This window comes from Candidatus Magnetobacterium casense (genome assembly GCF_019173545.1).
In the GTDB taxonomy this organism is placed as follows: Bacteria; Nitrospirota; Thermodesulfovibrionia; order Thermodesulfovibrionales; family Magnetobacteriaceae; genus Magnetobacterium; species Magnetobacterium cryptolimnobacter.
Map to the genome: position 1 here is coordinate 1 of NZ_JABXWD010000638.1, position 1481 is coordinate 1481.

Below are 1481 nucleotides of genomic sequence, written 5' to 3' on the forward strand. Positions count from 1 at the left end.
CCTGCCTGCCTGCCTGCCTGCCTGCCTGCCTGCCTGCCTGCCTGCCTGCCTGCCTGCCTGCCTGCCTGCCTGCCGCATAAGTCGTGCCACTACCTCAACCTTTCTGCAATCCCCGCAAATCAATCTATGTTTCCCGAGGTTATAGAGGTCTCCCTCTTTCGCCCTTGCCTTCTTGGGAACTTCTGGGAGCGGAACCTGCTCTTCGCCGCTCCCCTCCTCCCCATACCCCTCCGCATACAAGTCCATGTTGAAATCGGGGAGGTCAAAATCCGTCTTCAGTTCCGCCATGTCGATCTTGAAGTCGTGGGAGAACTGGTAGAGCCCTTCGTCAGTCACCTTGCCGAACTGGGAGACCGCATCGAGTATCCTCCGGCCCGCCTCCGCCCTGTCCCTGCACTCTATCCAGCACACGGGAAGTTCGCCACCAAGGAGCTTATAGCCCTCCTGCTCTATCATCTGCTTCACCACCCTGTGCCGCTGGTGGCCGTCAATCACTCCGTATGGCTTGCCTTTAATAACAGCGATACCGATGGGGAATGAGAAGCCGCGCTTCAGGATGGAGTTTTTCAGCCGCTCATAATTCTCTACGGAGAGTTCTTTGAGGTTGCCTTGCAGGGCGACCATCTTATTCAACGACATCATTCCCGCGCCTGTGCAAGTGATGCGGATTGTCTTGCTCATGCTGCCCTCTCCAAATCCTTCACGGCGGATTCCAGCTCAGCCTTGACCTTCAGCAGATCGAGGCGGACATACATCCGCGCCAGATCTCTCAACAAGTCCATCATCGCGCTGCCTACAACAGCCGTTATAAATTCGGTAAACTCTCCCGGGTGATCATGACCCCAAGTGTGACAGGACCAGCACATTCCCAGGCCATTCCGCAGATCCCACCTCGTCGCCTTTATGCCTCGCCTAATAATGTGATGGGCATGTTCAGCCTTCCCGTTACATCCGCGAAAATGCCTGAGCCTGCACCTTCCTCCAGCTATGAGCTTGATTGCTTTCGACCAGAGGAAATCGAGGACATATTCGAGATGTTTGCCTTTCGCTCTCCTACGCAGTGGCGTTCTCCTTATCATAAAAATAGAAAAGGCCGCTCCTCGGGGATCTCCCCGGAAGCGGCCTCCGCCTGTGGTCAGTCGGCCTCAGCTATCTACTCGATATGTTCTTCCATTTCGCGCTTTACTTTGACCTTCCCGCTCGTCTTTGATACGACAATGTGGAGTTCGCCATGTCCGCAAGCAATGATTTCCCTGTATCGTTTGATCATCAGGTCTTCGCCTTCCTCTACAATCTTGCCCCACATCTTCATGCGAACACGCTTACCCCTATTCAGCCGCCCCCTCCATCAACCTCACCCGCTTCTCGATAAGCCCGAGCGGAAAAGTTACGGAAAAATTACGGGAAAAAACCGCTAATAAGCAGGCCGAGATGGAGGCCAAGCAGATTGAGATCGGACACGGAATACAGATGCTGCATGG

The 1481-nt window shown here is 54.6% G+C and carries 3 protein-coding genes; all 3 read right to left on the minus strand.

Features of this window, described 5'->3' with window-relative positions; all coding sequences use genetic code 11:
* Window positions 1–681 (minus strand): ParB N-terminal domain-containing protein (locus HWQ67_RS18310; protein ID WP_218254134.1); only part of this gene is annotated, 681 nt, incomplete at its 3' end.
* The gene (locus tag HWQ67_RS18315; protein WP_218254135.1) at window positions 678–1079 is read right to left on the minus strand and encodes a hypothetical protein; all 402 of its coding nucleotides are present in this window, start codon (window positions 1077–1079) and stop codon (window positions 678–680) included. The genes HWQ67_RS18310 and HWQ67_RS18315, both read right to left, overlap by 4 nt.
* A gap of 74 nt (window positions 1080–1153) precedes the next feature.
* Window positions 1154–1312 carry a hypothetical protein gene (locus HWQ67_RS18320; RefSeq protein ID WP_218254136.1) on the minus strand — a complete coding sequence of 53 codons (159 nt, stop codon included), beginning with the start codon at window positions 1310–1312 and terminating at the stop codon, window positions 1154–1156.
* Between the last annotated feature and the right edge of the window lie 169 nt (window positions 1313–1481).